Here is a 26,529-nt window from a genome sequence, read left to right as displayed (position 1 = left end):
TCGTTCTACCTCAGCTTCAGGGTGGCAAGGCCGATCAGCACCAGAATCACGGTGATGATCCAGAAACGGACAATCACCCGCGGCTCGGGCCAGCCTTTGAGTTCAAAGTGGTGGTGAATCGGTGCCATGCGGAACACACGGCGACCGGTCAATTTAAAAGAGGCGACCTGAATAACCACTGAAAGGGTTTCCATCACGAACACACCGCCCATGATGAACAACACGATTTCCTGACGCACGATCACCGCGATGGTGCCCAGTGCCGCGCCCAGTGCCAGAGCACCGACGTCGCCCATGAAGACTTGGGCCGGATAGGTGTTGAACCAGAGAAAGCCCAGGCCCGCGCCGATCAATGCGCCGCAGAACACAATCAATTCACCTGCGCCCGGTACATACGGGATCAACAGGTATTCAGCGAATTTCACGTTACCCGACAGGTAGCAGAAGATGCCCAGCGCGCCGCCGACCATCACCGTCGGCATGATCGCCAGACCGTCGAGGCCGTCCGTCAGATTGACCGCATTGCTCGAACCGACGATGACGAAGTAGGTCAGCACCACGAAGCCAATGCCGAGCGCGATGCTGACATCCTTGAGCATTGGCACGATCAGGGTGGTTTCCACCGCTGATGGCGCAGTCATATAAAGGAACAGTGCCGCGCCGAGACCGAATACCGACTGCCAGAAATACTTCCAGCGGCTCGGCAAGCCCTTGGAGTTCTTCTCGATGACTTTGCGGTAGTCGTCGACCCAGCCAATGCCGCCGAACAGCAGCGTGACGATCAATACGACCCAGACATAACGGTTGGTCAGGTCGGCCCACAGCAGGGTGCTGATTCCGATCGCTGAAAGAATCAGCGCGCCACCCATGGTCGGGGTGCCCGACTTGGACAAGTGAGATTGAGGACCGTCGTTACGTACCGATTGACCGATCTGGCGATTCTGCAAGGTGCGAATCATCCATGGGCCCAGGCACAACGAGAGCGACAATGCAGTGAGCACGCCGAGAATCCCGCGCAGGGTCAGGTATTGGAAGACCGCGAAGCCTTTGTAGAACTGTTGTAGATACTCCGCCAGAAGCAGCAGCATTAATGTTTCTCCCCGCTCGACCCGCACAAAGCGGCCACGATGTTTTCCATCGCAGCACTGCGCGACCCTTTGATCAAAATAGTGGTGTTAGTGTGCTGCTCGGCGCCAAGCGCTGCGATCAGGTCGGCCTGGTTGGCGAAGTGGCGAGCATGCTGGCCAAAAGCGCTCACGGCATGGGTCATCAAAGGCCCCACCGCATATAACGCCGACACCTTGCCAGCCGCGTATGCGCCGACCTGGCGATGGCCTTGTTCAGCCCACTCGCCCAACTCGCCAATATCTCCGAGCACCAAGACGGTGCGCCCAGAAAAGCCGGCAAGTATATCAACGGCAGCGCACATTGAGGTGGGGTTGGCGTTGTATGTGTCATCAATTACGCGGAGGCCATTAGTGGCCAGTTGCGCCACTGCACGGCCTTTGACCGGTTGCACAGTGTTCAACCCGGCGACAATGCCTTCCAGCGAAACGCCCATCGCATGAGCAGCAGCCGCTGCAGCCAACGCATTGGCAACATTGTGCGCGCCCAGCAGATTGAGCTGGACAGACGCAGCTCCCGATAGACCGTGCAGCGTGAAGCTCGGGCAACCGCGCGCATCGCGAGTCAGATCACGTGCGTAGAAGTCGGCAGCATCGTCGCTCAAGGCGAAGCTCACGACCTGACGCCCATTGGCCCGGGCCTTCCAGATATCGAAGGCTTTGTCGTCACGATTGAGTACCGCGACACCTTTTGCGCCGAGGCCTTCAAGAATTTCACCTTTGGCCTGGACGATTTTTTCCGGCCCGCCGAACTCGCCAACATGGGCAGTCCCGGCATTGGTGATCAACGCGACATGGGGTTTGGCCAGCCTGACGGTGTAGGCAATTTCGCCAACACGCGAAGCGCCCAGTTCGATAACCGCCGCCATGTGTTCCGGCGCCAGTTCGAGCAAGGTCAGCGGAACACCCAGGTCGTTGTTCAAATTACCGCGCGTGGCCAGTACCGAACCGCGTGTGCGCAAGATGCTCGCGAGCATTTCCTTGACGGTGGTTTTGCCGCTGGAACCGGTAATCGCGGCCAGCGGTTTGTCGAAAGCATTGCGATTCAGGGCACCGAGCTGCGCCAACGCGTGACGAGTATCGCCAACCACCAGCTGCGGCAAGGCAGTGCCTGCAACTTCTCGCTCGACCAACGCACCGACCGCACCTTTGCCTGCAACTTCATCGAGATAGTCGTGGCCGTTGAAACGCGGGCCGGTCAGCGCAACAAACAGCTGACCCGGGACAATGGCGCGGCTATCGATGCTGACACCGGTAAATTTGCAATCGGCATTGACCTGCCGGCCATTAAGCGGTGCGATCAGCTCACTGAACGTCAGCGGCTTAAACATGTGCCACCTCCCATGCAGCCAGGGCTTTGCTGGCTTCTTCCAGATCGGAGAAGGCGTGGCGCTGGCCATCGATTTCCTGATAGTCCTCGTGCCCCTTGCCCGCCAACACGATCACATCGGCCGCATCGGCGCTGGCGATCAATTGAGCGATGGCCTGACCGCGACCCGCGACGAAACTGACGTTATCGACGGCGACAAACCCTTTGCGGATGTCGTCAAAAATCTGCGCGGGGACTTCTGTCCGTGGGTTGTCATCGGTGACCAGCACCGTGTCCGCCAACCGTTCGACCACTTCAGCCATCAACGGACGCTTGCCACGATCACGGTCACCGCCACAGCCGAACAGGCACATCAGGCGACCTTTGGCGTGCGGGCGCAGCGCTTCGAGGACTTTTTCCAGGGCATCGGGGGTGTGCGCGTAATCGACCACGACCAACGGCCGGGTGCCACCGCCCAAGCGCTGCATGCGACCGACCGGACCTTCCAGTTTCGGCAGCACGTTCAAAATTTCATCCAGCGGGTAGTCCAAGCCCATCAACGCCCCGACCGCAGCCAGCACATTGCTCAAGTTGAAACGGCCCAACAGGCTGCTACGCAGATGGTGTTCACCTTGCGCGGTGACCACCGTGGCGCGGACGCCATCGTCATCGAAGTGCGCATCGCGGCAGTACAGGGAAGCACTGGAATCGTTCAGGCTGTAGCTGATCAGGCGCGACGCGTGTTTTTCACTGGCCAGTTGCCGGCCGAAATCGTCATCCAGATTGATCACGCGGCAACGCAGATCGGACCAGGCAAACAATTTCGCCTTGGCCGCCGCGTAGGCTTCCATCGTGCCGTGGTAGTCAAGATGATCGCGGGACAGATTGGTCAGCACCGCGACATCGAACGCCAATGCGGTCGCACGCCCCTGATCCAGGCCATGGGAAGACACTTCCATCGCCACCGCGCGAGCGCCGGCTTTCTTCAGATCGGCCAGCATCGCTTGCACGGCAATCGGGTCTGGCGTGGTATGAAGGCCACTTTGTAGCGCACCATAAAACCCAGTGCCCAGGGTGCCGACGATCCCACAGCGTTGCCCCAGTTGATCCAGCGCTTGCGCGACCAACTGAGTGACACTGGTTTTACCGTTGGTGCCGGTGACGCCCACCAGATTCAAGCTGCGGCTCGGGTCGCCATAAAAACGCCCGGCAATATCGGAAAGCTGTGCAGCCAGGCCCTTGACCGGAATCAATGGTGCATCGGTGATGGGCAACACGGTTGCGCCTTCGGCTTCATAAGCAACCGCCGCCGCACCCCGCTTGAGTGCATCGGCGATATGCGCGCGACCGTCGAGCTTGCCACCCGGCACCGCCAGAAACAGATCGCCAGCGCGAACATTACGGCTGTCGAGGGTCAACTCGCGGATCAACAGATCGCGGTCGGCATGGGCAAAAATCTTGTTCAGACTAAAAGGCATTAACCACGTCCTCCTTTAACAACGGGAGCAGCATTGACCTGCTCCTGCGGTGGAAGTGCCGCCAGATTATCCGGGGTAACGTTCATCAGCCGCAGCGTGCCGGACATCACCTTGCTGAACACCGGCGCCGATACCAGACCACCGAAGTAGCCAGCCTTGCCGGGTTCATCGATCACCACGACGATCGCGTAACGCGGATTACTCATCGGACCAAAGCCAGCGAACAAAGAGCGATAGGCGTTCTCGGTGTAGCCCTTGGTACCCGAGGCTGTTTTACGTGCGGTACCACTCTTGCCAGCCACATGGTAGGACGGCACCCGTGCGCGGAACACACCACGCGGGTCTTCGATCACTTGCTGCAACATGCCCTGCACCGTTTTTGCGGTTGCTTCCGGAATCGCCTGAAGGGGCACTGGCGGCGTGTCGGTTTTCAGGATCGTCAGCGGCACGATGCGGCCGTTGTTGGCAATCGCGGAATAGGCGTGGACCAGTTGCAGCGCGGTAACCGACAGGCCGTAGCCGTACGACAAGGTCGCAGTCTCGGCTTTGCGCCACTCACGGTAATTAGGCAGGTTACCTACACGTTCGCCAGGGAAACCGAGACCGGTGTACTGCCCCAACCCGACGCGCTGCATGGCGTGGAAAATCGCTTCACCACCAATGTCGAAGGCTACTTTACTCATGCCGACGTTACTGGAGTTGATCAGAATGCCGGTCAAATCGAGGATCGGGCCCTCGGTCTTGGTCACGTCACGGATGGTGTATTTGCCGATCTGCAGCGTGCCCGGATAGACCTCGACCTTGTCGGAAGGCTTCCAGCGACCGCTGTCCAGCGCGGCGGTCATGGAGATCGGCTTCATGGTCGAACCCGGCTCGAACACGTCGATGATTGCGCGGTTACGCATCGCGGCCGGCACCATGGTGCGACGGTTGTTCGGGTTATAGGTCGGCGAATTGACCATGGCCAGCACTTCGCCGGTCTTCACGTCCATGATCACCAGGCTGCCGGCCTTGGCATCGTTTTCCTGGATGGCGTTGCGCAGCTCGCGGGTGGCCAGGTATTGCAGGCGCAGGTCAATAGACAACGCCAAGGTCTTCCCTGCCTTGGCGTTTTTGGTGACCTGGACGTCTTTGATCAACCGACCACGACGGTCCTTGATGACCTGTCGTTTGCCGGGCACACCCGCCAGCCAGTCGTCATACGCCAGCTCGACACCTTCGCGACCGTGGTCATCCAGGTCGGTGAAGCCCACCATGTGCGCCGTGACATCGCCCGCCGGGTAGAAACGCCGGAACTCTTCGATGCCATAGACGCCTGGGACTTTCAGATCGAGTACGACTTGACCCTGCTCCGGCGTCAGACCCCGGACCAGATAAATGAATTCCTTATCAGCCTGCGCCTCCAGGCGATCAGTCAGCAACTTGGCGTCCTGACCCAGGGCGGCGGCCAGCGCAGGCCATTTGTCTTTGGCCAACTGCATCTCTTTCGGGTTCGCCCACAGCGTGGTCACTGGCGTACTGACCGCCAACGGTTCGCCATTGCGGTCGGTGATCAAGCCACGGTGCGCCGGAATAGGAATGTGTCGAACGCTACGCGCGTCGCCTTGTTCCTTGAGGAACTTATGGTCGACGACCTGCAGGTCGATAATGCGCCAGCAGATCGCACTCACCATGATCGCAAGCAGACCCACCACCACGCGAAAACGCCAGGGATAGAGGGCGCCTTCGAGCTTCATCATGGCGCCACCATTCGTACTTCGGCAGCACTAGGGATGCGCATTTTCAGCTGTTCGCTGGCCAGCGTTTCGATACGGCTGTGGGCAGTCCAGGTGCTTTGTTCAAGAATCAGGCGACCCCATTCCGCCTGCGCCTTGTCGCGCACGCTCAGCTCGTTGTACAGGGAGTTCAGCAACTGCCGGTTCCAGTGCGCGCTGTACGACACACCAATCGCCGAAACCAGCACAGCGATAAACAACAGCAGCATAAAGAAACTGCCGCCAGGCAATGGCTTGAGGAAAAGCCGGCTCACCGAAGCTTCTCCGCCACACGCATGACAGCGCTGCGCGAGCGTGGATTGGCTTTGGTTTCAGCGTCGGAGGCGAACTGCGCTTTGCCGTGGATTTTGATTTTTGGATCGAACGCCTGAAAACGGATCGGCAGGTCACGGGGCATGTTGTCGGCTTCGCCTTTGGCGAGCTTGCGCATGAACAGTTTGACGATGCGGTCTTCCAGCGAATGGAAGCTGATTACAACCAGACGACCACCGATTTCAAGCGCTTCGAGCGCGGCTTCAAGCCCTGCTTCGAGATCGCCCAACTCGTTGTTGACATGGATACGCAACCCCTGGAATGCACGGGTCGCTGGATTCTTGCCTTTTTCCCAAGCCGGGTTGGCGACCTTGAGTACTTCCGCGAGATCGGCGGTGCGCTCGAAAGGCTGGGTCTCGCGGCGCAGGACTACGGCATTGGCCATACGCTTGGCAAAGCGCTCTTCACCGTATTCCTTGAACACGCGAGCGATTTCTTCGGCGGAGGCGGTCGCGATGAACTCGGCAGCGCTGACGCCACGACTCGGATCCATGCGCATGTCCAACGGACCGTCGTTCATGAAGCTGAAACCGCGCTCAGGATCGTCCAGCTGCGGCGAAGAAACACCGAGATCGAGCAAAATGCCGTTGACCTTACCAGCCAGACCGCGACTTTCGACTTCAGCGCCCAGCTCGGCAAAGCTGCGCTGCACAATGACAAAGCGGCCGTCTTCGGCCGCTAGCGCTTGCCCGGTGGCAATCGCTTGAGGATCTTTATCAAACCCCAACAGTCGCCCGTCGGGACCAAGGTGCTGCAATATCAAACGGCTGTGTCCGCCGCGCCCGAACGTGCCATCCAGATAGCAGCCATCGGTACGCACCGCGAGAGCCTCTACGGCTTCATCAAGCAGTACGGTGATGTGGGTAAAGCCGCTATTCATAGTCACAGGATCAAATCACGCAGTTCATCAGGCATAGCGCCCGGTTGTTGAATGGCCGCCAGATCCGCTTCAGCAAGAGCGTTCCAGGCGTCCTCGTCCCACAGTTGAAACTTATTAAGCTGGCCAACTAGCATCACGCGCTTATCCAACTTGGCATATTCGCGCAAACGCGGCGGGACCAGAAAACGGCCGCTGCCATCAAGTTCCAGATCGACCGCATTACCAATCAACAGCCGCTGCAGACGACGGTTTTCTTCACGGAATGTGGCCAGGTCACGCAATTTGGCTTCAATCAATTCCCACTCGGATAATGGGTACAGACATAGGCAGGGGTCGACGGCATCAATGGTCACAATCAATTGCCCGGCGCTTCGCGAATCCAGCTCGTCGCGGTACCGGCTCGGCATTGCGAGACGACCCTTAGCGTCGAGATTGATTGCATTGGCACCACGAAACACAGGCGCGATCTCCGAATATTAACTTTTTACGCTGAAAAAACCCACTTCATGCCACTTTCCGCCACTTGCGCACACTATAGGAATGCGCCCACCACACCGTCAAGGCGCGGTCCTAAGGAAAACCCTTACAGATCGGAGATTTAGGAGAGGAAAAACAGATGGCGGAACAATTTCTCAATTGTTTTGACAGATAAACCTGAATTGACTCAGAACGCTAAGGCTCGAAGTTAAAGTGATTTATCAAGAGTAAGATTTTTTTGGTATTACAAAAGCGCTTCTGCTGTGAAAAAGCAGAGAGGGGAAAAAAAGGTGGAGAGTCGATCTGTAAGCCGGGTTCTGTCGAGGACAGTCATTCCTCTACGACGGCCATCACTGGACGTCTTTAGCAACCTACCCGGTTCCAGCGCGGGCCACGCCTTGGAACCCTATTTGGTCTTGCTCCGAGTGGGGTTTACCTTGACCACGACCTGTTGCCAGACGTGCGGTGCGCTCTTACCGCACCTTTTCACCCTTACCGGCACCGAAGTGCTTAGGCGGTTATTTTCTGTGGCACTTTCCGTAGGCTCGCGCCTCCCAGGCGTTACCTGGCACTCTGCCCTATGGAGCCCGGACTTTCCTCCCCCCCCTATTGCGGAACAATAGAAGGCAGCGACTGTCCAATCGACTCTCCGCCGCCAAGGTTAGCGGCACGGACGCTCAAGAACAAGCTTTAATAAGTCCAGCGCACTTTGGCTATCAGGCCGAAGACATTCGTTTATGCGTCTTTTTGTTTGTCCAGCGCTACCTGATAAAGCAAATTCTTGCGCACCCCGGTGATTTCCGCCGCCAATGCCGCAGCACGCTTGAGGGGCATTTCTTCCAACAGCAAATCCAGAATACGCCGAGCTTCGTTGCCGATGACATCCTCACCTTCCGGCTCGCTCCACCCGCCTACCAGTACCACGCATTCGCCGCGCTGCTGATTGCTGTCGGCTTCGACGAAAGCGCGCAACTCAGCCAGAGGCAGGCCCTTGAGTGTTTCAAAGGTTTTGGTCAACTCACGAGCCAGTAACGCCGGACGCTCCGGGCCGAACACCAGCTCGAGGTCTTGCAGGCATTCGAGAATGCGGTGCGGCGCTTCGTAAAAGATCAACGTGCGGGGTTCTTCCTTAAGCAGCTCGAGTCGCGCCCTGCGTCCCACCGCTTTGGCCGGCAAGAAGCCTTCGAAGATAAACCGGTCCGAGGGCAAACCGGCTGCGGATAAGGCAGCGATCAGCGCACAGGCACCCGGAACCGGCACCACTTGAATGCCAGCGGCGCGCGCCTGACGTACCAGGTGATAACCCGGATCGGAGATCAGCGGCGTCCCGGCATCGGAGATCAGTGCGACGTCATCGCCGGCGAGCAGGCGCGTCAGAAATCGACTCCCCTCCTCACGCTCGTTGTGCTCATGGCAGGCAGCCAAGGGCGTGGAAATCCCGAAGTGCTGCATCAACCGTAACGAGTGGCGAGTATCTTCGGCGGCAATCAACACCACCTCACGCAACACTTTCAGCGCTCGCACGCTCATGTCATCCAGGTTACCGATAGGCGTGGCCACCACATAAAGCGAGCCAGCAGCGGAATTCAAAGGACCTGGAGCAGTCAAAGCGCACACCTCTTGTGTTAACCAAAAAAACGCATTGTACAGATTACGGTCTGAGCGAACGGGTAGCCGGCGAAGGCAAACGCTGAAAATAGAGCGAAAAAAGCATTTGCTTTCGTTGCCGCAAGAGGTGAATGACGCAAAAAAAGACCGGATTCACCCTTATTTACCTGCCCCACGACCAATATGACCGCTTTAACGCCACTAACATCGCGCCCCGGCCAGTGCTTGGGTACAATTCCACGCTAATTTGCTCGAGTATCAGGATCACACACATGATCGCTTGCCTGCGGCTGTTCTCTGCCCTCTGTCTCGCTGCCCTGTTGGCGGCCTGCGCCAGTTCGCCTTCGTCAAGCCTTGGCGAACTTCCACGCACTCCTGAAGCCAGCATCGAGCAACTGCTCGAACAAGCCGCTGCCGCCAAAACGCCCGATAAAGCTGCACTGCTGAGACTCAGTGCGGCCGATCAGGCCTACCGGCAACACGATGCGGGTCGCGCTGCACGCATTCTCGAGCAAGTGCCTCTTGATCAGCTCAAGCCCGCTCAACAGGTGTATGCCAGCACCTTGTCCGCCGAACTGGCTTTGGGCCGCAACCAGCCCAAGGCGGCCTTGGCGGCGCTGAACCATCCAAGCATGCAACGCCTGGCTGAACTGCCGGTCGAGCAACAAATCCGCACCGGCCTGGTCCAGGCTCGCGCACTGGAAGCGGATGGCCAGACACTGCCTGCCGCCAGGGAGCGGGTATTTATCGCCCCCATGCTCAAGGGAGCCGACGCCAGTGCCAACCATGAAGCGATCTGGGCACTGGTTGCCGCCCTGCCCCCAGAGCAACTGCAAAGCACCGGCAATGATGAGCTGGCTGGCTGGCTGAGCCTGGCCCGCGCAGTAAAAGGTGGCGGCACTCTGGAGCAACAGCAGGCGGCCATCGACACCTGGAAAGCACAGAACCCACAACACCCGGCGGCCCTGCAACTGCCGATCCCGCTGGTCAAACTCAAGGCGCTGACCAGCGAACCGCTGACCAAAATCGCCCTGCTGCTGCCGCAAGAAGGCCCACTGGCATCGGTAGCCCGCGCGCTACGCGAAGGCTTCATGGCTGCACACTACCAGGCGCAGCAGGCGGGTCAGAAGCCGCCAGTCATCGAAGTGTTCGACAGCTCGCGCCTGACCTCCCTTGATGATTTCTACCGTCAAGCCAAAGCCTCCGGCGTGCAACTGGTGATCGGTCCGCTGGAAAAACCACTGGTCAAACAACTGAGCAGTCGCCCACAACTGCCTATCACCACGCTGGCGCTGAATTACAGCGACTCGCACCAGGCCGGCCCTCCCCAGCTGTTCCAGTTCGGCCTTGCAGCTGAAGATGAAGCCCGTGAAGTTGCCCGCCGCGCCTGGGCCGATGGCAAGCGCAGCGCTGCAGCCATGGTGCCAAAAGGCGAATGGGGCGACCGCGTTCTGGATGCCTTCCGCCAAAGCTGGCAAGCCGCCGGCGGTACCTTTATCGTTGCTGAGCACGTTGACCAACCGGTCGCCCTGGCCCAGCAAATCGCTGATATGTTCCAACTGCGTAATAGCGAAGCCCGCGCCAAGAGCCTGCAAAGCACCGTTGGCACCCATGTAGCCGCACAACCGACGCGCCGCCAGGACATCGATTTCATCTTCCTCGCGGCAACGCCTCAACAAGCGCAGCAGATCAAGCCGACGCTGGTGTTCCAGTACGCGGGTGACGTTCCGGTATATGCCACTTCGCACCTGTTCACCAACAGCGGTGATCAGGCGCAGTACAAGGATCTGGAAGGCATTCGTTTCTGCGAAACCCCATGGCTGCTCAACACCAGCGATCCGCTTCACCAGCAAGTGGTCACACAATGGCCACAAGCAGCAGGCAGCCTTGGCCGGTTGTATGCCATGGGAATCGACGCCTATCGTCTGGCACCGCGCCTGGCCCAACTCAAAACCCTGTCTGACACCCGCATCGACGGTCTGACCGGCAGCTTGAGCATGAGCCAGGGGCAACGTGTCGAGCGGCAATTGCCATGGGCCGAGTTCACAGGCGGCAAGGTTCAGCGCCTGCCGGACACTGCGCACTGATGCCGAGCGAACCTCGCCAACAAGCCGGGCGTGAGGCCGAAGCCTTCGCCCTGCAGCATCTGCAACAACAGGGCCTGCGCCTGGTCACGCAGAATTGGTTATGCAAACGTGGCGAGCTCGATCTGGTCATGCTCGACGGCGATACAGTAGTATTCGTCGAAGTTCGCTATCGACGCTACGCAGGCTGGGGTGGAGCGCTGGAAAGCGTGGATTTTCGCAAGCGCGAAAAGCTCGTACTCGCCGCACAGTATTTTCTGCAACAAGAGTCGCGCTGGGCGGATTCTCCGTGCCGTTTCGATGTGGTGGCCATCAATGGCGATCCCGGCACCGCGCCTTCGTTGAACTGGCTCAAGAACGCATTTGATAGCTGATTCAGGGTGCCGGATTTGTCGACCCGGGACGTCGTGATTTAAAGCTCTGATTGATAGAAAGCCCCACACACCGATTTCGCTCTTTGCTTTGCAGGCTGCACATCCTTGTGCCTGGAGCAGCCGCCCTACTTAAGGTTACTAGATGGACATGCAATCCCGAATTCGCCAGCTTTTCCAGGCCAGCATCGATACCAAGCAACAGGCGATGGAAGTTCTTGCACCCTACATCGAGCAAGCCAGCCAGGTCATGGTCAACGCCCTGCTCAACGAAGGCAAAATGCTTTCGTGTGGCAATGGCGGCTCGGCCGGTGACGCACAGCATTTTTCCTCGGAGCTGCTCAACCGCTTCGAGCGTGAACGCCCGAGTCTGCCGGCCATTGCGCTGACCACCGACAGCTCGACCATTACCTCGATTGCCAATGACTACAGCTACAACGAAATCTTCTCCAAACAGATCCGCGCGCTAGGCCAACCGGGCGATGTATTGCTGGCAATTTCCACCAGCGGCAACTCGGCGAACATTATTCAGGCCATCCAGGCCGCACATGATCGCGAAATGATTGTCGTAGCCTTGACCGGTCGCGACGGTGGCGACATGGCCTCGCTACTGCTGCCCGAGGACGTGGAGATCCGCGTTCCGGCCAAAGTCACCGCACGTATCCAAGAAGTCCACCTGCTGGCGATCCACTGCCTCTGCGACTTGATCGACAGCCAACTGTTCGGGAGTGAAGAATGACCATTAATCGCCTCAGCCTACTGGCTCTGACACTGTGCCTCGGCCTCAGCGGATGCAGCTCGGTCCTGACTGCAACCCGTGACACGCCTATCGAGGATGACCGCGGCACTCGGACGTTCGGTAGCAAGATCGACGACTCCCTGATCGAAACCAAGGTCGCGGTCAACGTGGCCAAGGCCAACCCTGATCTCGACGTAGGCTCGCACATCATCGTCACCAGCTTCAACGGCATCGTCCTGCTCGCCGGTCAGACGCCACGCGACGACCTGAAAGCCCTTGCCGAACAAGCCGCCGGCTCCGTACAGCGGGTCAAGAAGGTCAACAACGAACTTCAAGTCATGCCGCCCTCTTCGATCCTGGCGCGCAACAACGACGCCTGGCTGACTACCAAGATCAAGGCGCAAATGCTGACTGATAACACTATCCCCGGCTCTCGAATCAAGGTCGTGACCGAGAATGGCATCGTCTACCTGCTGGGTCTCGTGACTCAACAGGAAGCCACCCGTGCGACCAATCTGGTGCAAGACGTGTCGGGCGTGCAGAAAATCGTGAAACTGTTTGAGTACATCGACTAGCCGAACGGCTGCGTATCACTGTGTGAGCAGGCTTGCCTGCGAATAGCTTGATGCGGCATGTCTGACACCGGAAATAAAAAAGGCGATCCCTGGGGATCGCCTTTTTTTGTGCTTCAGATTACTTGACCACTTTCAGACTCGGCCTGCCGGTCGGTCGCGGTGGTTCGCTACCCGGTGGCGGACCATCATCGTCCGGATCGATCCCGTCGTCCTCCAGGGGAGGCTCCAGATCGAAAACCATACCCTGGCCATTCTCCCGAGCATAAATGCCCAGGATCGCTGCGATAGGGACGTACAACGTGTGTGGCACGCCACCGAAGCGACCTTCGAAGCTCACGGCGTCGTTATCCATGTGCAGGTGACGCACTGCACTGGGCGAAACATTCAAGACGATCTGACCGTCATTGGCGAAGCCCTGAGGGACCTGTACCGACGGGTATTCCGCATTGACCAGCATATGCGGGGTGCAATCGTTATCTACAATCCACTCATACAGAGCGCGAATCAGATAAGGGCGACTGGAGTTCATCAACGGCTCCTTAAGCCTTAGCGCATATCACGTTCGGCACCAGACAGGCTTGTCTGGAAAGCTTCGCGTGCAAATTGGCGCTCCATGTAGTCAAGCAACGGCTTGGCTTGCCGCGGCAATTCTATACCCAGGACAGGGAGACGCCAAAGTATTGGCAATAGACAGCAATCGACCAGACTTTGATCTTCACTGAGGAAAAAAGGCTTATCGGCGAACAGTGGAGACACACCGGTCAGGCTTTCACGCAACTCTTTGCGCGCTTGAACGCGAGCGGCCTCTTTACTGCGTGAATCCAGGATCAAATCCACCAGACCACACCAATCGCGCTGAATGCGATGAATCAGCAAACGGCTGTTGGCACGGGCCACCGGATAAACCGGCAGCAAAGGTGGGTGTGGATAACGCTCATCCAGATATTCCATCACCACCGTCGACTCGTACAACGCCAGATCACGATCGACCAGGGTTGGCACGCTGCCATACGGATTCACCTCGATCAATTTTGGCGGATGACGACCCGCCACTACATCAATGATCTCGGCGCTGACACCTTTCTCTGCGAGCACAATGCGCACGCGGTGGGAATAGTGGTCGGCGGGGTCGGAGTAACAGGCCAACCGGTTGGTCACGCCCATGGCGGTCCTCCTCGCTTGTATAAGTTTTCAGAAGCAGAAAAACGAGCGCGCCCAGAGGGCGCCTCCGATATCGACTGCGCAGAAACAGGTGGCCGTTGAAAGTGGCCAGGCGACTCATCCATTGAACATGAATGACTCAACCCGACCTCCCTCGCCCCACCTGCCCCGCGCTCGTTATCTTTAAAGAGGCGCCCCAGGGCGCGCATCGTTAACAGCAGGGGTTACAACTTGATCAATGGACATCTTTCCAGTATTCGCGCTTGAGCAGGTAAGCGAATACGAAGAAGAAGGCCAGGTAGAGCAATACATACGTACCGATGCGCTGATGTTGCAGCTTCACCGGGTTCGCCGAGTAGGCGAGGAAGGTCACGAGATTCTTGACCTTCTCATTGAACTGCTCTTCGTTCAGCGAACCGGTTTTCGGCAACACGGTCAGTTGATCGCAGGCTTCGTGAGTCAGAGGCGAGCCGGTCAGTGGATCGTATTGCTTCTTGCCGCTCTCGACCACCTGTACTTGCTTGCAACCGACGACCTGACGACCTTGCAGGCCTGCCAGAACGTTCGGCATACCAACGTTCGGGAACACCTTGTTGTTCACACCCCAAGGACGCGCCGGATCTTCATAGAACGAACGCAGGTAGCCGTAGAGCCAGTCAGCACCGCGAACACGCGCCACCAGGGTCAAGTCAGGCGGAGCTGCACCGAACCAGGCTTTTGCGTCAGCAGGCTGCATACCGATAGTCATATGGTCGCCGATCTTGGCGCCGGTGAAGACCAGTTTTTCCAGCATCAGATCGTGAGGAATACCCAGGTCGTCCGCAACGCGTTCATAGCGCTGGAACTTGGCACTGTGGCAACCCATGCAGTAGTTGGCGAAGGTACGCGCACCGTCTTGCATCGCAGCCTTGTCAGACACGTCGATATCGACCTGTTCCAACTCGGGGCCGCCATGCTCGGCGGCGAAGGACAATACGGGCAGCAGTGCAAACATCAATACAGCAAATAGCTTTTTCATCAGCCAGTCACCCTTTCTGGAACCGGTTTGGTCTTCTCGAGCCGGGTATAGAACGGCATCAGAATGAAGTAGGCGAAGTACAGGAACGTACAGACCTGCGACAGCACCGTGCGCTCCGGGGTTGGCGGCAGAACACCCAGCACACCCAGAATCACGAAAGCCACACAGAACACCAGCAACCAGATCTTGCTCAGCCAGCCTTTGTAGCGCATGGACTTGACCGGGCTACGGTCGAGCCACGGCAACACGAACAGCACGGCGATTGCAGCACCCATGGCGATAACACCCATGAGTTTGTCTGGAATCGCACGCAGGATCGCGTAGAACGGGGTGAAGTACCAAACCGGAGCAATGTGCTCTGGGGTCTTGAAGGCGTTCGCCACTTCAAAGTTCGGCTTCTCGAGGAAGTAACCACCCATTTCCGGGAAGAAGAACACGATCGAGCAGAAGATGAACAGGAACACCACCACGCCGACGATGTCTTTAACGGTGTAGTACGGGTGGAAGGCGATGCCATCCAGCGGTACGCCGTTTTCGTCTTTGTATTTCTTGATGTCGACGCCGTCCGGGTTGTTCGAGCCGACTTCGTGCAACGCCAGGACGTGCAGTACCACCAGACCCAGAATCACGATCGGCAGAGCAACCACATGCAGGGCAAAGAAGCGGTTCAGGGTAATACCCGAAATCAGGTAGTCACCACGGATCCATTGGGTCAGGTCGCCACCGATCACAGGGATAGCACCGAACAGCGAGATGATCACCTGGGCACCCCAGTAGGACATCTGACCCCAAGGCAGCAGATAACCCATGAAGGCTTCAGCCATCAGCGCCAGGTAGATCAGCATGCCGAAGAGCCACACCAGCTCACGCGGCTTCTGGTAAGAACCGTAGAGCAGGCCACGGAACATGTGCAGATAGACCACGATGAAGAAGGCGGATGCGCCGGTGGAGTGAAGCAGGCGCAGGATCGAGCCGTATTCCACGTCACGCATGATGTATTCGACGGAGGCGAACGCCTCTTCAGCCGACGGCGTGTAACTCATGGTCAGCCAGACACCGGTAACGATCTGATTGACCAGCACCAGCAAAGCCAGTGAGCCGAAGAAGTAGAAGAAGTTGAAGTTTTTTGGCGCGTAATATTTGCTGAGATGGTCTTCCCACATTTTGGTGGCGGGAAAGCGCGCATCAACCCAATCCATGAACTTGCTCATCACGCTTTCTCCTGATCGACGCCAACGACAATAATATTGTCCGACTCATAGGAATGTGGCGGCACGGGCAGATTCAAAGGTGCCGGTTGCGACTTGTAGACGCGTCCGGCCAGATCGTAGTGAGAGCCGTGGCATGGACAGAAATAACCACCGACCCAGTCCTTGCCCAAGTCAGCCGGGGCTACTTCAGGACGGAACGTCGGAGAACAACCCAGGTGCGTACAAATACCGACCAGCAACAGAATTTCTGGCTTGATCGAACGCATCTCGGGGTCAACGTAGGTCGGTTGAGTCGAATTCTTGGAGGCCGGATCGGACAGTTGTCCCTCGATCTTCTTCAGATTTCCCAAAATCTCTGCGGTACGACGGACGATGAATACCGGCTGACCGCGCCACTCAGCAATCATCTGCTGACCCGGCTCGACCTTGCTGATATTCACCTTTACCGGTGCACCTGCGGCTTTCGCCTTGGCACTGGGAAACCATGACCCCACGAACGGGACCGCCGCCCCCACCGCTCCTGCAGCACCCACCACGGACGTGGCTGCTACGAGGAAGCGACGTCGGCCTGCATTCACGCCGTCATTGCTCATTCCGTCCTCTCCCATCAGCTCTGTGACCTGTTTAATCAGGCATCTACTTAATTAACATTCTGAACTGTGTAAAATTTTGCCGAATGGTAATGAAAAGCCCCTCAACTGACAAGGTAATTACCAACCTGAAACGAGCCCAAGCCTTATAACACGCGGCACTCACGGATGTGGCACGTTGTCACACCTAAAGTGAGCGCCCATAAAAAACGCCCAGCTCCGAAAAGGAAACTGGGCGCTTTTGAAAGTAGCAGCGAATTAACGCTTCGAGTACTGCGGACGCTTACGCGCTTTACGCAGACCAACTTTCTTACGTTCTACTTCACGAGCATCGCGAGTCACGAAGCCTGCTTTGCGCAGAGCGCCGCGCAGGGTTTCGTCATACTGCATCAGAGCGCGGGTGATACCGTGGCGGATTGCGCCAGCTTGACCACTCGTACCACCGCCGATCACGGTGACGTAGATGTCGAATTTCTCGGCAGTCTCAGTCAGTTCCAACGGCTGGCGAACTACCATGCGGGCAGTTTCACGACCGAAGAAATTATCCAGCGAACGGTTGTTGATGGAGATGTTGCCAGTGCCCGGACGCAGGAAAACGCGTGCGGTTGCAGTCTTGCGACGGCCAGTGCCGTAATTTTGAGTCGCCGACATAATGAACTATTCCGTTAAAACTTCAGTTCTTGGGGCTGCTGAGCAGTATGAGGGTGTGCAGTGCCCGCATAGACTTTCAGCTTACGATACATGTCGCGACCCAGCGGGTTCTTAGGCAGCATGCCTTTGACCGCGGTCTCGATCACGCGTTCTGGGGCTTTGGCGATCAGCTTTTCAAAGTTGATCGACTTGATCCCGCCCGGAAAACCGGAGTGTGAGTAGTAGATCTTGTCGGTGGTTTTAGCACCGGTAACGCGGATTTGCTCAGCGTTGATAACGACGATGTAGTCGCCGGTATCGACGTGCGGAGTGTACTCCGGCTTGTGCTTGCCACGCAGACGGCTCGCGATCTCGGTGGCCAGACGACCCAGGGTCTGACCAGCAGCGTCGACGACGAACCAGTCGCGCTTAACTGTTTCCGGTTTAGCAGTAAAAGTTTTCATTCTTTATAGCCTCAGGGGCCGCCCTGATAAATTAGACGGCGGATCTTACTGAATAGTGCGTACTTTGACAAGGTCAAAGGCAGCCGGAAACAGACGCTATCGGGGGCTCGGGTCGGCGCGTCCGTTATACGGCAAGATTCTTCGGCAGACGGCGCATCACTTCCACTGCAAAGAGCTGCGGAATTATGCAGATTGCGAAAAAAATTTCAACCTGCTTTTAGGTTTCCCCTCAATTTAAGGAGAAGAAGATGGATTACCGCCTACTGGGCCGGACCGACCTGCAGGTCAGCGCACTGTGCCTGGGCACCATGACCTGGGGCGAGCAGAACAGCGAGCCAGAGGCCTTTGCCCAGATCGAGAGAGCCAAGGCAGCGGGGATCAATTTCATCGATACCGCCGAAATGTATCCGGTTCCGCCAAAAGCCGAAACCTACGCCACCACCGAGCGTTTCATCGGTAACTGGTTCAAGACCCGGGGTGATCGCGCCGACTGGATTCTCGCCAGCAAGATCGCCGGCCCCGGCAACGGCATCGATTACATTCGTGACGGCAGCCTCAAACACAATCGCGAGCATATCGTTACCGCGCTGGACGCCAGCCTCAAGCGCCTGCAGACCGACTACATCGATTTGTACCAACTGCACTGGCCCGAGCGCAGCACCAACTATTTCGGGCAGTTGGGCTACACGCACAAGGAAGGCGAATTCACGCCGCTGGAAGAAACCCTCGAAGCGCTCGACGAGCAGGTCAAGGCTGGCAAAATCCGCCATATCGGCCTGTCCAACGAAACGCCATGGGGCACGATGAAGTTCCTGCAACTGGCCGAAAGCCGTGGCTGGGCGCGTGCAGTGTCGATCCAGAACCCGTACAACCTGCTCAATCGCAGCTTCGAAGTCGGCCTTGCGGAGGTCGCCATTCGTGAACAATGCGGTCTGCTGGCGTACTCGCCATTGGCCTTCGGCATGCTGTCGGGCAAATACGAAGGCGGCGCGCGACCACCCAAAGGCCGCCTGAGCCTTTACAGCCGCTTCACCCGCTATTTCAACCCGCAATCGGAAGCCGCGTGCAGCCGTTACGTCGCACTGGCGCGCGAGCACGGCCTGGACCCGGCGCAAATGGCCCTGGCCTTCGTCACTCGCCAACCTTTCGTCACCAGTAACATCATCGGCGCAACCTCGCTCGAACAACTGGACAGCAATATCGCCAGTTTCGAGCTCAATCTGTCCGATGAAGTGCTGGCCAGCATCGAAGCGATCCACAAGGATCACCCGAATCCGGCGCCGTGAACGCGAGGGGACTGATTTATTTTCAGCGCTTCATCGAAAATTAATCTGTCCCCGCTGTTGTGAGGCCGGGGACAGATTGATTTTTCAAAGAGCGCGAAAAATAAATCAGTCCCCTAACTACGCTAACTACAAAGTCCGGGCAATAATCTCTTTCATGATTTCGTTGGTTCCGGCATAAATCCGCTGCACCCGCGCATCCGCCCAGGCCCTTGCTATCGGGTACTCCCACATGAAACCGTAGCCGCCATGCAGTTGCACGCACTCGTCGAGCACCTTGCATTGCAGGTCCGTACACCAGTATTTCGCCATCGCCGCCGTCGGCACATCCAGTTTGCCTTGCAGATGCAACTCCAGGCAGCGATCGACGAACACGCGACCAATCTGCACTTCAGTGGCGATTTCAGCGAGCTTGAAACGGGTGTTCTGAAACTCGGCAATCGCCTTGCCGAATGCCTTGCGCTCGCGGGTGTAATCCAGCGTCCACTGCAAGGCCGCCTCGGCAGATGCCAACGCCCCCACAGCGACCGTCAGACGCTCCTGCGGCAATTCCTGCATCAGGTAAGCGAAGCCCATGCCAGCCTGCCCCAGCAGGTTCTCCTTGGGCACGCGCACGTCCTGGAAGAACAACTCGGACGTGTCCTGCGCCTTCATCCCGACCTTTTCCAGACGTTTGCCCCTGGCGAAACCTGGCGTATCGGCTTCGACCAGAAACAGACTGGTGCCTTTGGCGCCCGCTTTAGGGTCGGTCTTGGCCACGACTATGATCAAATCGGCCAGAAAGCCGTTGGTGATAAAGGTTTTCGAGCCGTTGATCACGTACTCATCGCCGTCCAGCACCGCCGTGGTTTTAACCCCTTGCAGATCAGATCCGGCGCCCGGTTCTGTCATGGCGATTGCGGTCACCATCTCGCCCGAGACCAATTTGGGCAGGTATTTGAGCTTCAGCGCTTCACTGCCGTAATGCAGGATGTAAGGCGCAACGATGTCCGAATGCAGGGAAAAACCGATGCCGGTCAAACCCAGCCGACCGATTTCCTCGATCACCACGGCGCTGTAGAGAAAGTCAGCCGCCATGCCGCCGTATTCTTCCGGCAGATGCGAGCAAAGCATCCCCTGCTCCCCCGCCTTGTTCCAAAGCGCACGGTCGATGTAGCCCTGCTTTTCCCATTGCGCATGAAAAGGCTCGGCTTCCTGTTCGAGGAATTTACGCACGCTGCTACGGAAAAGTTCGTGCTCGGAACTGAACAGGGTTCTAGGAATCATGCGGCACCTGCAAAATGGGGAAGCCCGGATTGGCATCCAGAGCCTAAGCCCATGAACTGCGCGAGGACACTGGACACATACGACAAAAAATAAGACGATCCAGCCGTTGCTTGACCACTTTCCCATATAAGAACAAAAGAATTATGTCTACCCAACCCTCAGCGCCATTACGGCGCGTCAGCATTCTGGCCATTGACGGGGTGTTCGCTTCGACCCTGATGCAAGCCAAAGACTTTTTCCACCTCGCCAGCCTGCGCTACGGCAAGCAGCTCGGCCAAGGCCTCAAGACCGCCTTCGAAACCCGTATCGTCAGCCCCGACGGGCTTCCGGTGCGCAGTTTCAGCGACGTTATCATGCCTGTAGAGGGCAGCCTGGAGCAGAGCGATGTGATCATCCTGCCTGCGTTCTGGGATGACTTCGATGCGTTGTGCCAGCGCTATCCACAAGTGCTGCCGTGGCTGCGCGAACAACATGCCAATGGCGCCGTACTCTGCGGTGAAGCCAGCGGCGTATTCTGGATGGCGCAAGCCGGCTTGCTCGATGGCAAAGAGGCGACCACCTACTGGCGCCTCTTCAGCGAGTTCGGCGAGCGCTTTCCTACGGTACTACTCAATCAGGAAAAGCACCTGACCGACGCCGACAACCTGTATTGCGCAGGCGGCACGACCTCAGCCTGCGACCTATATATCTACCTGATCGAGCGCTTCTGCGGGGCCAATGTCGCCCAGGCCGTGGCTCGCGACATTCTTTACGAAGTGCAACGCAACTATTCGCCGGGGCGTATGGGTTTTGGCGGTCAAAAGCTGCATCAGGACGTGATCATTCTGCAGATCCAGCAGTGGCTCGAAGAGCATTTTGCTGACAAATTCCGCTTCGAAGACGTCTCCCGCGAACACGGCATGAGCATCCGCAACTTCATGCGCCGCTTCCAGACCGCCACCGGCGACAAGCCCCTGCATTACCTGCAACGTCTGCGCATTGAAACCGCCAAGGGCCTGCTTTCCGCCACTCGCAAAAGCATCAAAACCATCAGCTACGAAGTCGGCTACGACGACGCCAGCTTCTTCGCCAGGCTCTTCCGCCAGCACACCGAGCTGTCGCCGAACCAGTATCGGCAGCAGTTCCAGCAAGCGGCTTGATTGGAATGGGCACGCTCTTGTACAGGCTGTGTGAAAACCCCAACAGAAAACTGAACTGCATGTTCGTACGTCAATTCTGAAATAGATCGGCTGTTGGACAGACCTGAATTTCACGTAGGAACGCGATTTTCAGGTCAGTTTTTAATCAGTTAATCGGTCGCGGAGGTTTTCACACAGCCTGTGTAGGAGCTGCCGAAGGCTGCGATCGACCGCGGAGCGGTCGCTGTATCGGAATTACCGAAGGCCGTACCGGCCTTATCGCAGCCTTCGGCAGCTCCTACAAAGGTTGTGCATCCAACCTTTACGGCTTATGCGGCCGTGACAGGAACTCGTGGGACTGCATTTCCAGCAGGCGGCTGAGGGTGCGCTGGAACTCGAAGTTCAGGCGGCCGCCGGTGTACAGATCCTTGAGCTCCACTTCGGCGGAGATGATCAGCTTTACGTTGCGGTCGTAGAACTCGTCGACCATGTTGATGAAGCGCCGGGCGATGTCGTCGGTGGTGACGGTCATCTGCTCGACGCCGCTGAGCAGCACGGCGTGGAAGATTTTACCGAGCTCGATATAGTCGTTCTGGCTGCGTGGGCCGTCGCACAGCTCACGGAAGTTGAACCAGGCCACGTCATCGCAGGTGAGCAACGCGCGAATTTCGCGGTTCTCGATCATCAGCACATCGTCTTTGACCGCCTGAGTACATTCCGGGGTCAGCGCGCGGAAACTCTTGCGCAGGCTTTCCTCGGCGGCGGCGTCCAGCGGGAAGTGGAACAGCTCGGCTTGTTCCAGATGCCGCAGACGATAATCCACACCACTGTCGACGTTAACGATGTCGGTGTTTTGCTTGATCAGGGCGATGGCCGGCAAAAAGCGCGCGCGTTGCAGGCCGTCCTTGTACAGGCCGTCCGGCACGATGTTCGACGTCGCGACCAGGGTCACGCCATTTTTGAACAGCTCTTCCATCAAGGTGCCGAGGATCATCGCATCGGTGATGTCCGAAACGAAAAACTCATCGAAACAGATCACCCGCGTTTCGTCGGAAAAGCGTTTGGCAATCAAGGTCAGCGGGTTTTTCTCGCCATTGAGGGTCTTCATCTCTTCGTGCACGCGCTTCATGAAGCGGTGGAAGTGAGTGCGGACCTTTTCCTTGAACGGCAAGGCTTCGAAGAAGGTATCGACCAGGTACGTCTTGCCCCGGCCAACGCCACCCCAGAAATACAAGCCTTTGACGGGCGCCTGCTCTTTCTTGCCGAACAGTTTGCCGAACATGCCCGGCTTGCTGTTGTGTGCGGCGACCAGATCGTCGTACAGGCGCTGCAAATGGCGCACAGCGGTTTCCTGCGCGGCATCGTGGAAGAAGTCAGGGCGCTTCAGATCAGCTTGATATCGTTCTAGGGGATTCATATTCGTTAGCAAGGCAACAAAAACGGGCCGCCACTGTAGCGACGGCCCTTGGAAATGGCAATCAGACCTATTGCGGGGTCAACGCCAGTTTCAGGTTTTCGATGGCCGCATCACGCTCGGCACTGTCGGCGAACTGCGGGCTATCCGCCACGCAGGCGTCATCGAGCCACAGCGTAAAACGGTCAGCTTCGCTGCGAATATCCAGCTCGCCGCCCTGCTGCAACTGCTTGCTGACGGCACCTGCCGCCTTGCCATCGGCAAAATTGCGCGACAACAGCAATTGCTCACCATCGGCAGCCAGCAGACGGAAACGGAAGCTGCCATCGTCTTCACGGAAACTGACGAAGCGCGCGCCCTTGCTCGCCTTTTTCTTGCCGCTGTCCGCACTTTGCACAGCGCTGCGGAAAGAACGCAGGCCGACAGCCTCACGCAACTCGCCCAGGAACGGTGTGGCAACGCTGCGCGCTTTCTCTGCGCCGGCCAGAAGAATGTCTTCCAGATCGGCCGGGCGCTCGATCAAACCGTAATAGTGTTCGCGCGCCTCACTCAGCTCGCGATCAAGCAGCTTGAACAACCGCTGCTTGGCATCGCCCCAACCCAAGCCCTGCAACAGCTCAGAACGGAACTCAGCGCCTTCCTCAGCCGTTGCGAAGGCCTGGTAGAGGGTGAACAGGTGCGAATTATCTGGATCCTTGGCTTCGCCCGGCGCGCGCGAATCGGTGACGATGCGCGAAATCGCCTCTTTCATCTCTTTGGGACTACTGAACAACGGGATGGTGTTGTCGTAGCTTTTGGACATCTTGCGCCCGTCCAGACCCGGCAGCGTGGCGACGCTTTCCTCGATCAAGGCTTCGGGCATGACGAAGAACTCTTTGCCCTTGCCGAACAGGTGGTTGAAACGCTGGCCAATATCGCGGGCCATTTCCACGTGCTGGATCTGATCGCGACCAACCGGCACTTTGTGGGCGTTGAACATCAGGATGTCGGCAGCCATCAGTACCGGGTAGCTGTACAAGCCCATGGTGATGCCGGCATCCGGGTCTTCGCCGGTTTCGACGTTTTTATCCACCGACGCCTTGTAGGCATGGGCGCGATTGAGCAAGCCCTTGGCCGCCACGCAGGTCAGTAGCCAGGTCAACTCAGTGATTTCCGGGATGTCCGACTGGCGATAAAAGGTCACCCGATTCACGTCCAGGCCGGAAGCCAGCCAGGTCGCGGCGATCTCCAGACGCGAGCGCTGAATGCGTAGCGGGTCATCGCATTTGATCAGGGCGTGGTAATCGGCCAGGAAGTAGAACGAATCGGCATCGCTCTGGCGGCTGGCGACGATGGCCGGGCGGATGGCGCCGGCGTAGTTGCCAAGGTGCGGCGTACCGGTAGTGGTAATGCCGGTCAGGATACGAGTGGTCATGGCGGGTCACTTACTTATAGGGGTAGGCAGGCTGCAATCAATTCGAAAGGCGTGGCAGGACCAGATCTTTGAGGTCGGTCAGCTTGCCATGAAAAAAGTGTCCGCATTCTGCCACTTTCAGCAGCTCATGGGGACGTTCGAGGGCATCGGACCAGGCGTAGACGGCTTGCGGGTCGATCACCTCGTCGGCTTCAGGCTGAATCAGGGTCAGCGGGCAATTCTGCGGCAGCACATCCTGATCGCCAAGACGCATCACTGCCGCCGCCACCATGAACAGATGAGTCAGCTGCTCACCCTTGGCTTCCAGGCGCCCGCCAAGGCTGGCGGCGACAAAACCGCCGAAGGAGAATCCAAGCAAGGTCATCGGCAGCTCGGGATGCTGTTCGCGTAGCCATTGCGCCGCCGCCTCGGCATCGTCGATTTCGCCGGACCCCATATCGTGCGTACCGGCGCTGGCGCCAACCCCGCGATAATTAAAGCGAAGGGTGATTAACCCGGCGTCGCGAGCAGTGCGTTGCAGCGTCGACACAACTTTATTGAGCATGGTCCCGCCCTGCACCGGGTTAGGATGGCAGATCAGCGCCAGGCCGCGGGCGCCTTCCAGATCGAGGTATAGGGCTTCAAGCTGGCCGACCGGGCCATCAATCAATACAGGGGTTTCGCGCATGAGCAAAAATGAACTCCGTGACCTCGAATTGGGTCGACTCGTCTAGCTGATTGTCTGTGACTTGCATATCCGTGAGCGTGTCGCGGTATACAGCGCAGGTTCGAGCCGTTAACGTAAAGCAAAGCCGTTTATAGAGGAAGGACTCGTGGAACACTCGCTCTTAGTTTGGTTGTTGCCGACTCTTGCCCTGGTTGCCGGTGTCGTCATTGGTTTCCTGGTCGCACGTCTGCTGCCCAACACCGCACCTAACAGCACACAGCGTCAGCTGGATGATGTTCAGGAGCGCTTCAACAGTTATCAGAACGAGGTGGTGACCCATTTCAACAGCACGGCTACGCTGGTGAACAAGCTTGCGCAGAGCCATCAGGAAGTACAGGACCATCTCGCCGAAGGTGCCAACCGTCTGGCTCTGGATGAACTGACCCGTCAACGTTTGCTGGCCACCCTGCATCCCGATGCCGCGCAAGCGCCTCGCGACCGCCTGACCCCGCCACGCAATTCCGAAGCGCCGAAGGATTACGCGCCCAAGACCCCGAATTCACCCGGCATGCTCGATGAGCATTACGGCTTGAAAAAATGATGTGAGCGTCACGCACTACAAAAAGCCCGCCGTTCTGATCGAACGACGGGCTTTTTATTGGCGAAATCACCTGTAGGAGCGGGCTTGCCCGCGATGGCGGCGTGCCCGACATACCGCGTCAAGTCATTCGCAGGCAAGCCTGCTCCCACAAAGGGACTGATTTTATTTTTCGCGCTCTTTGAAAAATCAATCTGTCCCTGGCCTCAGCTCTCTACCTTAGCTCCCGACCTCAACATCGGGGGACAGATTAATTTTCGATGAAGCGCTGAAAACAAATCAGTCCCCTACACAAGATATCGACCGAGCCCTATGCTTGCGAGTTGCCCCGCAACATAGAATCTCCCACAGGTTTTGTGCCGGATCACCAATTGTGTGTCAGCCACAAATCCTCGGCGGGAGCAGATATAGATTTTTCCTACATACCTTTCGGACGTCGGAGTCTATATAACATCTCGACCTGAAATTACGCTCTTCCGAAATTCGGAGGACATATGAAAACAATCGTAACAATCATCATCTGTATACTACTTTCAGGCTGCGTATCGGAAGACTGCTATCCCCGTTGCTTCCCCGATCTGAATTTCAAATGCGACATGAACCCTGACTTACCTGAATGTGCCGCACGCCGAGAACGCCTGACAGTGGAGTCTAGTCATGCCCCTTGAAAAATCACCAGATGTCAAACCTCCAGATGGAATATTCATCTGACTGAAACAAGACTTTATGCATTTTTGGCCCTGAGAGGCGGCCGGGTACAAACCCAAAGCGGGCTCAGCATAAGTGGCCTGTTCGGCCATCATAGGCGATCAAATTTCCATCATTCCACAAGGCGCTGACTTGTCACGCATGTAGTTGCTCTCCGCAATCCAAACACACCTGTTTGAGGGGGCATACAGGAAACCAAGGTTACTCACGAAAAAACGCAGTGGTCATCTACTTACCTCAAACAAATAACAACTGAGCATTTATCTGATCAAGTTA

26 protein-coding genes and 1 other RNA gene are annotated in these 26,529 nt (G+C 57.5%); 7 read left to right on the top strand and 20 right to left on the bottom strand.

Annotated elements, in window-relative coordinates; all coding sequences use genetic code 11:
* Positions 1-5 precede the first annotated feature (5 nt).
* The 9 genes from mraY to rsmI all read right to left on the bottom strand — a co-directional run bounded on the left by mraY (position 6) and on the right by rsmI (position 8,945).
* Positions 6-1,088, bottom strand: a complete 1,083-nt coding sequence (mraY, locus tag AC1MEE_RS29930) for a phospho-N-acetylmuramoyl-pentapeptide-transferase (RefSeq protein ID WP_480413017.1) — start codon at positions 1,086-1,088, stop codon at positions 6-8.
* Complete coding sequence (locus AC1MEE_RS29925; protein ID WP_480413016.1) at positions 1,088-2,455, bottom strand: UDP-N-acetylmuramoyl-tripeptide--D-alanyl-D-alanine ligase; 1,368 nt, start codon at positions 2,453-2,455, stop codon at positions 1,088-1,090. Before AC1MEE_RS29925 ends, mraY begins: the two co-directional genes overlap by 1 nt.
* A complete protein-coding gene (locus tag AC1MEE_RS29920; protein ID WP_480413015.1) occupies positions 2,448-3,911 on the bottom strand; it encodes a UDP-N-acetylmuramoyl-L-alanyl-D-glutamate--2,6-diaminopimelate ligase in 1,464 nt (487 codons plus the stop codon). Before AC1MEE_RS29920 ends, AC1MEE_RS29925 begins: the two co-directional genes overlap by 8 nt.
* A complete protein-coding gene (locus AC1MEE_RS29915) occupies positions 3,911-5,647 on the bottom strand; it encodes a peptidoglycan D,D-transpeptidase FtsI family protein (protein ID WP_480416383.1) in 1,737 nt (578 codons plus the stop codon). Before AC1MEE_RS29915 ends, AC1MEE_RS29920 begins: the two co-directional genes overlap by 1 nt.
* Complete coding sequence (gene ftsL, locus AC1MEE_RS29910) at positions 5,647-5,940, bottom strand: cell division protein FtsL (RefSeq protein ID WP_480413014.1); 294 nt, start codon at positions 5,938-5,940, stop codon at positions 5,647-5,649. The genes AC1MEE_RS29915 and ftsL overlap by 1 nt, the downstream gene beginning before the upstream one ends.
* Positions 5,937-6,878, bottom strand: coding sequence for a 16S rRNA (cytosine(1402)-N(4))-methyltransferase RsmH (gene rsmH / locus AC1MEE_RS29905; RefSeq protein WP_480416382.1), 942 nt, complete (start codon positions 6,876-6,878; stop codon positions 5,937-5,939). The genes ftsL and rsmH overlap by 4 nt, the downstream gene beginning before the upstream one ends.
* Before the next feature lie 2 nt (positions 6,879-6,880).
* Positions 6,881-7,336 carry a division/cell wall cluster transcriptional repressor MraZ gene (gene mraZ / locus AC1MEE_RS29900; protein WP_480413013.1) on the bottom strand — a complete coding sequence of 152 codons (456 nt, stop codon included), beginning with the start codon at positions 7,334-7,336 and terminating at the stop codon, positions 6,881-6,883.
* 309 nt (positions 7,337-7,645) lie between these two features.
* Positions 7,646-8,004, bottom strand: an RNA gene (gene rnpB / locus AC1MEE_RS29895) — RNase P RNA component class A.
* 86 nt (positions 8,005-8,090) lie between these two features.
* Positions 8,091-8,945 (bottom strand): 16S rRNA (cytidine(1402)-2'-O)-methyltransferase, encoded by an 855-nt coding sequence (gene rsmI / locus AC1MEE_RS29890; protein ID WP_480416381.1) that lies wholly within the window; start codon positions 8,943-8,945, stop codon positions 8,091-8,093.
* A 290-nt stretch (positions 8,946-9,235) separates the two neighbouring features.
* Between rsmI and AC1MEE_RS29885 the strand changes: the two genes are divergently transcribed.
* The 4 genes from AC1MEE_RS29885 to AC1MEE_RS29870 all read left to right on the top strand — a co-directional run bounded on the left by AC1MEE_RS29885 (position 9,236) and on the right by AC1MEE_RS29870 (position 12,732).
* A complete protein-coding gene (locus AC1MEE_RS29885) occupies positions 9,236-11,050 on the top strand; it encodes a penicillin-binding protein activator (protein WP_480413012.1) in 1,815 nt (604 codons plus the stop codon).
* Positions 11,050-11,421, top strand: coding sequence for a YraN family protein (locus AC1MEE_RS29880; protein ID WP_480413011.1), 372 nt, complete (start codon positions 11,050-11,052; stop codon positions 11,419-11,421). Before AC1MEE_RS29885 ends, AC1MEE_RS29880 begins: the two co-directional genes overlap by 1 nt.
* A gap of 142 nt (positions 11,422-11,563) precedes the next feature.
* Positions 11,564-12,157 carry a phosphoheptose isomerase gene (locus AC1MEE_RS29875; RefSeq protein WP_480413010.1) on the top strand — a complete coding sequence of 198 codons (594 nt, stop codon included), beginning with the start codon at positions 11,564-11,566 and terminating at the stop codon, positions 12,155-12,157.
* The gene (locus AC1MEE_RS29870) at positions 12,154-12,732 is read left to right on the top strand and encodes a BON domain-containing protein (protein ID WP_480413009.1); all 579 of its coding nucleotides are present in this window, start codon (positions 12,154-12,156) and stop codon (positions 12,730-12,732) included. The genes AC1MEE_RS29875 and AC1MEE_RS29870 overlap by 4 nt, the downstream gene beginning before the upstream one ends.
* A gap of 118 nt (positions 12,733-12,850) precedes the next feature.
* On the opposite strand, the gene AC1MEE_RS29865 is transcribed toward AC1MEE_RS29870, so the two are convergent.
* The 7 genes from AC1MEE_RS29865 to rplM form a co-directional block, all read right to left on the bottom strand.
* Positions 12,851-13,261 carry a ClpXP protease specificity-enhancing factor gene (locus AC1MEE_RS29865; RefSeq protein ID WP_480413008.1) on the bottom strand — a complete coding sequence of 137 codons (411 nt, stop codon included), beginning with the start codon at positions 13,259-13,261 and terminating at the stop codon, positions 12,851-12,853.
* Between the two features lie 17 nt (positions 13,262-13,278).
* Entirely contained in the window at positions 13,279-13,896 is a 618-nt protein-coding gene (locus tag AC1MEE_RS29860; protein WP_480413007.1) for a glutathione S-transferase N-terminal domain-containing protein, read from the bottom strand.
* A gap of 232 nt (positions 13,897-14,128) precedes the next feature.
* On the bottom strand, positions 14,129-14,911 hold the full coding sequence (locus AC1MEE_RS29855) for a cytochrome c1 (protein WP_480413006.1): 783 nt from the start codon (positions 14,909-14,911) through the stop codon (positions 14,129-14,131).
* Positions 14,911-16,122: a cytochrome b gene (locus AC1MEE_RS29850; protein WP_480413005.1), complete on the bottom strand. Its 1,212-nt coding sequence runs from the start codon at positions 16,120-16,122 to the stop codon at positions 14,911-14,913. Before AC1MEE_RS29850 ends, AC1MEE_RS29855 begins: the two co-directional genes overlap by 1 nt.
* Positions 16,122-16,715 carry a ubiquinol-cytochrome c reductase iron-sulfur subunit gene (petA, locus tag AC1MEE_RS29845; protein WP_480413004.1) on the bottom strand — a complete coding sequence of 198 codons (594 nt, stop codon included), beginning with the start codon at positions 16,713-16,715 and terminating at the stop codon, positions 16,122-16,124. The genes AC1MEE_RS29850 and petA overlap by 1 nt, the downstream gene beginning before the upstream one ends.
* Before the next feature lie 255 nt (positions 16,716-16,970).
* Positions 16,971-17,363, bottom strand: coding sequence for a 30S ribosomal protein S9 (gene rpsI, locus AC1MEE_RS29840; protein ID WP_480413003.1), 393 nt, complete (start codon positions 17,361-17,363; stop codon positions 16,971-16,973).
* A gap of 14 nt (positions 17,364-17,377) precedes the next feature.
* Positions 17,378-17,806 (bottom strand): 50S ribosomal protein L13, encoded by a 429-nt coding sequence (gene rplM, locus AC1MEE_RS29835; RefSeq protein WP_025166857.1) that lies wholly within the window; start codon positions 17,804-17,806, stop codon positions 17,378-17,380.
* Positions 17,807-18,054: 248 nt separating this feature from the next.
* Here rplM and AC1MEE_RS29830 point away from each other — a divergent pair, with 248 nt between their 5' ends.
* Complete coding sequence (locus AC1MEE_RS29830) at positions 18,055-19,092, top strand: NADP(H)-dependent aldo-keto reductase (RefSeq protein WP_480413002.1); 1,038 nt, start codon at positions 18,055-18,057, stop codon at positions 19,090-19,092.
* Between the two features lie 126 nt (positions 19,093-19,218).
* On the opposite strand, the gene AC1MEE_RS29825 is transcribed toward AC1MEE_RS29830, so the two are convergent.
* A complete protein-coding gene (locus tag AC1MEE_RS29825; RefSeq protein WP_480413001.1) occupies positions 19,219-20,355 on the bottom strand; it encodes an acyl-CoA dehydrogenase family protein in 1,137 nt (378 codons plus the stop codon).
* 218 nt (positions 20,356-20,573) lie between these two features.
* Here AC1MEE_RS29825 and AC1MEE_RS29820 point away from each other — a divergent pair, with 218 nt between their 5' ends.
* Positions 20,574-21,494 (top strand): GlxA family transcriptional regulator, encoded by a 921-nt coding sequence (locus AC1MEE_RS29820; protein ID WP_480416380.1) that lies wholly within the window; start codon positions 20,574-20,576, stop codon positions 21,492-21,494.
* Between the two features lie 301 nt (positions 21,495-21,795).
* On the opposite strand, the gene zapE is transcribed toward AC1MEE_RS29820, so the two are convergent.
* From zapE to AC1MEE_RS29805, 3 genes are all read right to left on the bottom strand, one after another.
* Positions 21,796-22,890, bottom strand: a complete 1,095-nt coding sequence (zapE, locus tag AC1MEE_RS29815) for a cell division protein ZapE (protein ID WP_480413000.1) — start codon at positions 22,888-22,890, stop codon at positions 21,796-21,798.
* A 67-nt stretch (positions 22,891-22,957) separates the two neighbouring features.
* Complete coding sequence (locus AC1MEE_RS29810) at positions 22,958-24,301, bottom strand: tryptophan--tRNA ligase (RefSeq protein ID WP_480412999.1); 1,344 nt, start codon at positions 24,299-24,301, stop codon at positions 22,958-22,960.
* Positions 24,302-24,338: 37 nt separating this feature from the next.
* Positions 24,339-24,968 carry an alpha/beta hydrolase gene (locus AC1MEE_RS29805; protein WP_480412998.1) on the bottom strand — a complete coding sequence of 210 codons (630 nt, stop codon included), beginning with the start codon at positions 24,966-24,968 and terminating at the stop codon, positions 24,339-24,341.
* A gap of 145 nt (positions 24,969-25,113) precedes the next feature.
* On the opposite strand from AC1MEE_RS29805, the gene AC1MEE_RS29800 reads away from it, so the two are divergent.
* Positions 25,114-25,548: a Z-ring associated ZapG family protein gene (locus AC1MEE_RS29800; protein ID WP_480412997.1), complete on the top strand. Its 435-nt coding sequence runs from the start codon at positions 25,114-25,116 to the stop codon at positions 25,546-25,548.
* Positions 25,549-26,529: the final 981 nt, after the last annotated feature.

This window comes from Pseudomonas sp. ASL3 (assembly GCF_056680425.1).
This window is presented reverse-complemented; position numbering and strand designations above follow the sequence as displayed.

Coding starts and splice junctions, on each gene's coding strand:
- mraY (WP_480413017.1), bottom strand. CDS start 1,088: ATGCTGCTGCTTCTGGCGGAGTATCTACAACAGTTCTACAAAGGCTTC.
- AC1MEE_RS29925 (WP_480413016.1), bottom strand. CDS start 2,455: ATGTTTAAGCCGCTGACGTTCAGTGAGCTGATCGCACCGCTTAATGGC.
- AC1MEE_RS29920 (WP_480413015.1), bottom strand. CDS start 3,911: ATGCCTTTTAGTCTGAACAAGATTTTTGCCCATGCCGACCGCGATCTG.
- AC1MEE_RS29915 (WP_480416383.1), bottom strand. CDS start 5,647: ATGAAGCTCGAAGGCGCCCTCTATCCCTGGCGTTTTCGCGTGGTGGTG.
- rsmH (WP_480416382.1), bottom strand. CDS start 6,878: ATGAATAGCGGCTTTACCCACATCACCGTACTGCTTGATGAAGCCGTA.
- AC1MEE_RS29885 (WP_480413012.1), top strand. CDS start 9,236: ATGATCGCTTGCCTGCGGCTGTTCTCTGCCCTCTGTCTCGCTGCCCTG.
- AC1MEE_RS29880 (WP_480413011.1), top strand. CDS start 11,050: ATGCCGAGCGAACCTCGCCAACAAGCCGGGCGTGAGGCCGAAGCCTTC.
- AC1MEE_RS29875 (WP_480413010.1), top strand. CDS start 11,564: ATGGACATGCAATCCCGAATTCGCCAGCTTTTCCAGGCCAGCATCGAT.
- AC1MEE_RS29870 (WP_480413009.1), top strand. CDS start 12,154: ATGACCATTAATCGCCTCAGCCTACTGGCTCTGACACTGTGCCTCGGC.
- AC1MEE_RS29865 (WP_480413008.1), bottom strand. CDS start 13,261: ATGAACTCCAGTCGCCCTTATCTGATTCGCGCTCTGTATGAGTGGATT.
- AC1MEE_RS29860 (WP_480413007.1), bottom strand. CDS start 13,896: ATGGGCGTGACCAACCGGTTGGCCTGTTACTCCGACCCCGCCGACCAC.
- AC1MEE_RS29855 (WP_480413006.1), bottom strand. CDS start 14,911: ATGAAAAAGCTATTTGCTGTATTGATGTTTGCACTGCTGCCCGTATTG.
- AC1MEE_RS29850 (WP_480413005.1), bottom strand. CDS start 16,122: ATGAGCAAGTTCATGGATTGGGTTGATGCGCGCTTTCCCGCCACCAAA.
- petA (WP_480413004.1), bottom strand. CDS start 16,715: ATGAGCAATGACGGCGTGAATGCAGGCCGACGTCGCTTCCTCGTAGCA.
- rpsI (WP_480413003.1), bottom strand. CDS start 17,363: ATGTCGGCGACTCAAAATTACGGCACTGGCCGTCGCAAGACTGCAACC.
- rplM (WP_025166857.1), bottom strand. CDS start 17,806: ATGAAAACTTTTACTGCTAAACCGGAAACAGTTAAGCGCGACTGGTTC.
- AC1MEE_RS29830 (WP_480413002.1), top strand. CDS start 18,055: ATGGATTACCGCCTACTGGGCCGGACCGACCTGCAGGTCAGCGCACTG.
- AC1MEE_RS29825 (WP_480413001.1), bottom strand. CDS start 20,355: ATGATTCCTAGAACCCTGTTCAGTTCCGAGCACGAACTTTTCCGTAGC.
- AC1MEE_RS29820 (WP_480416380.1), top strand. CDS start 20,574: ATGCAAGCCAAAGACTTTTTCCACCTCGCCAGCCTGCGCTACGGCAAG.
- zapE (WP_480413000.1), bottom strand. CDS start 22,890: ATGAATCCCCTAGAACGATATCAAGCTGATCTGAAGCGCCCTGACTTC.
- AC1MEE_RS29810 (WP_480412999.1), bottom strand. CDS start 24,301: ATGACCACTCGTATCCTGACCGGCATTACCACTACCGGTACGCCGCAC.
- AC1MEE_RS29805 (WP_480412998.1), bottom strand. CDS start 24,968: ATGCGCGAAACCCCTGTATTGATTGATGGCCCGGTCGGCCAGCTTGAA.